Consider the following 4,308-nt stretch of genomic DNA (forward strand, 5'->3'; position numbering starts at 1 on the left):
GATGCTCTATACCTCGGGTACCACCGGCAAGCCCAAGGGCGTGGTGTTGTCCAACCGCAATATCATCGAGGCGTCGCGTTCGTCGGCGGAGTTCGACAAGCTGTCGCGCGACGAAGAGGTGCTGGCCTATCTGCCGATGGCCTGGGTGGGCGATTTCATCTTTTCGATCGGTCAGGCCTATTGGTGCGGCTTCTGCGTGAACTGCCCGGAATCCGTGGACACGATGCAGACCGACCTGCGTGAGATCGGCCCGACCTATTATTTCGCGCCGCCGCGCGTGTTTGAAAGCCAGCTGACCAATGTGATGATCCGCATGGAGGATGCCGGGCGGTTCAAGAAATGGCTGTTCGACCGCTTCATGGCGCATGCGCGCAAGGTCGGCCCCGCCATCCTGGACGGCAAGCAGGTGAGCGCATGGGACCGGGTGAAATACGCGCTGGGCAACCTGTTCATCTACGGGCCGCTCAAGGATACGCTGGGCTTTGGCCGGGTGCGCGTGGGCTATACTGCGGGTGAGGCGATCGGCCCCGAGATCTTTGAATTTTACCGCAGCCTCGGCATCAACCTCAAACAGCTCTACGGGCAGACCGAAGCCAGCGTGTTCATCACGCTGCAACCCGATGGCGAGGTGCGCAACGATACCGTGGGCGTCGCCGCGCCGGGCGTCGAGATCCGCATCGACGAGTCGGGCGAGGTGTTCTATCGCAGCCCCGGCACGTTTGAATATTACTACAAGAACCCCGAAAGCACCAAAAGCACCAAGGATCCCGAAGGCTGGGTTGCCACGGGCGATGCGGGCTTCTTCGAGGAAGGGTCGGGGCATCTGCGGATCATCGACCGCGCCAAGGATGTCGGCAAGATGGCCGATGGCAAGATGTTCGCGCCCAAATATGTCGAGAACAAGCTGAAGTTCTATCCCAACATCCTCGAGGCGGTGGTGTTCGGCAACCAGCGCGACGCCTGCACGGCGTTCATCAATATCGACCTCAATGCTGTGGGCAACTGGGCCGAGCGCAACAATATCGGCTATGCGTCCTATCAGGAGCTGGCGGGTCACCCCAAGGTGCTTGCCACCATCCAGGAGCATGTCGAAGAGGTGAACCGCAGCCTTGCCGAAGACCCGATGCTGTCGCATTGCCAGGTGCATCGCTTCCTTGTGCTGCACAAGGAGTTGGATGCCGACGATGGCGAGATGACCCGCACGCGCAAGGTGCGCCGCGGCGTGATCGCCGAGAAGTTCGAGGACCTTGTCGGCGCTCTCTATGATGGCTCGACAGAGATCTACACCACCACCGAAGTCACCTACGAGGACGGGCGCAAGGGCGCGATCAGCGCAACGCTTGAAATCCGCGATGCCGAGGTGGTGCCGGTCGAGGGCGAAAAGAAGGTGGCGGCGGAATGAAGGACATGGACGCAGACGGCTACATCACCGAGGACGGCCGCAAGATCGGCGGGGTGGTGATGGAAATGCGCAACATCACGCTGCGCTTTGGCGGCGTGGTCGCGATCAAGGATATCTCGTTCGACATCCGCGAGGGCGAGATCCGCGCGATCATCGGCCCCAACGGCGCGGGCAAGTCCAGCATGCTCAACGTCATCTCGGGGTTCTACAACCCGCAGGAGGGCGAGGTCTATTACAAGGGCGAGAGACGCCCGCCGATGAAGCCCTACCAGGTGGCGCAACAGGGTATCGCCCGGACCTTTCAGAATATCGCGCTCTTCGAGGGGATGACCGTTCTGGACAACGTCATGACGGGTCGCATCCGGCAGATGAATGCCGGACTTCTGTCGCAGGCGATCTGGAAGGGCAAGGCCGAGCGCGAAGAGGTCAGGAACCGCGAGGCGGTGGAGAAGATCATCGACTTCCTCGAGATCCAGCATATCCGTAAGACCCCGGTCGGGCGCCTGCCCTATGGCCTCAAGAAGCGGGTGGAGCTGGCGCGCGCGCTGGCGGCCGAACCTTCGATCCTGCTGCTCGACGAGCCGATGGCCGGCATGAATGTCGAGGAAAAGGAGGACATGAGCCGTTTCATCCTCGATGTGAACGACGAGTTCGGCACCACCATCGCGCTGATCGAACACGACATGGGCGTGGTCATGGACCTCAGCGACCGTGTCGTGGTGATGGATTATGGCAAGAAGATCGGCGACGGCACACCCGACGAGGTGCGCAACAATCAGGACGTGATCGACGCGTATCTGGGGGTGGCCCATGACTGATTTCGCCTGGCTTCGCGACGACAGCGGCATTCAAGGAGGATCACGACATGCCTGATCAGCTGATTTGGGGAATGGAGGTCTTTCTGAACGGCCTGATGGCGGGGGTGCTTTATGCGCTCGTCGCGCTCGGCTTCGTACTGATCTACAAGGCCAGCGGCATTTTCAATTTCGCGCAGGGGGTGCTGGCGCTTTTCGCGGCCTTGACGCTGGTGGGGATCATGGAGGGGCAGGTGCCGTTCAGTCACCTGATCAACGCGGTCTTCGGCACCGAGATCCACCATTTCGGATGGCATGTTCCCGCCCTTCTGGCGATCCTGCTGACCATGGTGGTGATGGTCGCGCTGGCCTGGGCGGTCAATCAGTTCATCTTTCGCCATCTTGTCGGGCAGGAACCCATCATCCTGTTCATGGCCACCATCGGTCTTGCCTATTTCCTCGAAGGGTTCGGGGACATGATGTGGGGCAGCGACATCAAGAAGCTGGATGTGGGCCTGCCGCAAGGGATCAACAGCGCCATAGACGAGGTGACCTATAACATCTTCGGCTATGGCTTCTTCATCGACAACCTGGATCTGTGGGCCACGCTGGTCGCAGCGCTGCTGGTGATCGCGCTGGTGATCTTCGCACAGTTCTCCAAGCATGGCCGGGCGATGCGCGCGGTGGCGGACGACCATCAGGCGGCGCTAAGCGTCGGTATCAGCCTCAACTTCATCTGGGTGATGGTGTGGTCGCTGGCCGGGTTCGTCGCGCTGGTCGCGGGCATCATGTGGGGCACGAAATCGGGTGTGCAGTTCTCGCTCTCGCTGATTGCGCTCAAGGCGTTGCCGGTGCTGATGCTGGGCGGGTTCACCTCGATCCCCGGCGCCATTGTCGGCGGGCTGATCATCGGTGTCGGCGAAAAGCTGTTCGAGTTCACCATCGGCGCGCCCTATCTGGGCGGGGCCACGGAAATCTGGTTCGCCTATGTGCTGGCGCTGATCTTCCTCGTCTTCAGGCCGCAGGGCCTGTTCGGCGAGAAGATCATTGAAAGGGTGTGATCCGATGCAGAAACTGATCGCCATCGCCAATGTTATCGCCTGGTCGGGCTTCTGGGCCTTCGGATACCTTGCCCTGACGGCACGGGCCGAGCAGAGCGCCCAGATGGTCATCGCCGCGATCCTTGCCGCCATCGGCGGCGGGCTGGGGATACTGGCTTATCTGAAACTGGTCCGCCACGCCGAGAACACGGGCTACGCCCGCCCGGCCAACCGCGCGCAAAAGCGTGAAGACGACGGCGACATTTCCGGGGAGGTTCTCTAGATGTTTTATCGTGAAGCGGGGGACTTCAAGACCTCCTACAAGGCCGACAATCAGACCTTTCCGATCAAGTTCGACAGGTATCGCTATTACGCGGTGCTGCTGGTCGCGTTTGCGGTCGTGCCGTTCTTCATCAACGACTATTGGGTGAATGCCGTATTCCTGCCGTTCCTGATCTATTCGATCGCGGCGATCGGGCTCAACATCCTTGTCGGCTATTGCGGGCAGGTCAGCCTTGGCACCGGCGGTTTCATGGCGGTGGGGGCCTATGCCTGCTACAAGCTGATGACCTCGTTTCCCGAAGTGAACATCCTGTTCCATGTGCTTCTGGCGGGCGGCATCACGGCGGCGGTCGGGGTGCTGTTCGGGCTGCCCAGCCTGCGTATCAAGGGCTTCTATCTTGCGGTGGCGACGCTGGCGGCGCAGTTCTTCCTGGTGTGGCTGTTCAACCGGGTGCCGTGGTTCTACAACTATTCGGCCTCGGGCCAGATCAGCGCGCCCGAGCGCACCATGTTCGGCGTGCCGATCACCGGCGCCGAGACCGCGCCCTGGGCCGCCTATCTGTTCTGCCTCGTGTTTACCGTGTTCTGCGCCCTGATCGCGCGCAACCTGACGCGTGGCATGGCCGGGCGCAAATGGATGGCGATCCGCGACATGGACATCGCCGCCGAGATCATCGGTGTGAACCCGCTGCGCGCCAAGCTGAGCGCATTCGCGATCAGCTCGTTCTTTGTCGGCATCGCGGGCGCGCTGTTCTTCTCGGTCTACCTTGGCGCGGTCGAGGTCGGCGAG

Annotated in this window: 5 protein-coding genes; all 5 read left to right on the forward strand. The window is 61.4% G+C overall.

All coding sequences use genetic code 11. The features are described 5' to 3' along the window. The coding region (locus tag ROH8110_RS18305) for an AMP-binding protein (protein ID WP_139837434.1) at positions 1-1,402 on the forward strand (1,402 nt) is incomplete at its 5' end. Beyond that, positions 1,399-2,220 (forward strand): ABC transporter ATP-binding protein, encoded by an 822-nt coding sequence (locus ROH8110_RS18310; protein WP_085819236.1) that lies wholly within the window; start codon positions 1,399-1,401, stop codon positions 2,218-2,220. The genes ROH8110_RS18305 and ROH8110_RS18310, both read left to right, overlap by 4 nt. A 47-nt stretch (positions 2,221-2,267) precedes the next feature. Beyond that, entirely contained in the window at positions 2,268-3,257 is a 990-nt protein-coding gene (locus ROH8110_RS18315) for a branched-chain amino acid ABC transporter permease (RefSeq protein ID WP_085819237.1), read from the forward strand. 4 nt (positions 3,258-3,261) lie between these two features. Next, positions 3,262-3,519, forward strand: a complete 258-nt coding sequence (locus ROH8110_RS18320; RefSeq protein WP_085819238.1) for a hypothetical protein — start codon at positions 3,262-3,264, stop codon at positions 3,517-3,519. Continuing rightward, on the forward strand, positions 3,520-4,308 hold a 789-nt coding region (locus tag ROH8110_RS18325), incomplete at its 3' end, for a branched-chain amino acid ABC transporter permease (RefSeq protein ID WP_085819239.1).

The organism is Roseovarius halotolerans, assembly GCF_900172255.1.
GTDB lineage: Bacteria > Pseudomonadota > Alphaproteobacteria > Rhodobacterales > Rhodobacteraceae > Roseovarius > Roseovarius halotolerans.

Bases quoted from the DNA above. Each gene is read 5' to 3' on its own strand.
- ROH8110_RS18315 (WP_085819237.1), top strand. From the start codon at position 2,268: ATGCCTGATCAGCTGATTTGGGGAATGGAGGTCTTTCTGAACGGCCTG.
- ROH8110_RS18310 (WP_085819236.1), top strand. From the start codon at position 1,399: ATGAAGGACATGGACGCAGACGGCTACATCACCGAGGACGGCCGCAAG.
- ROH8110_RS18320 (WP_085819238.1), top strand. From the start codon at position 3,262: ATGCAGAAACTGATCGCCATCGCCAATGTTATCGCCTGGTCGGGCTTC.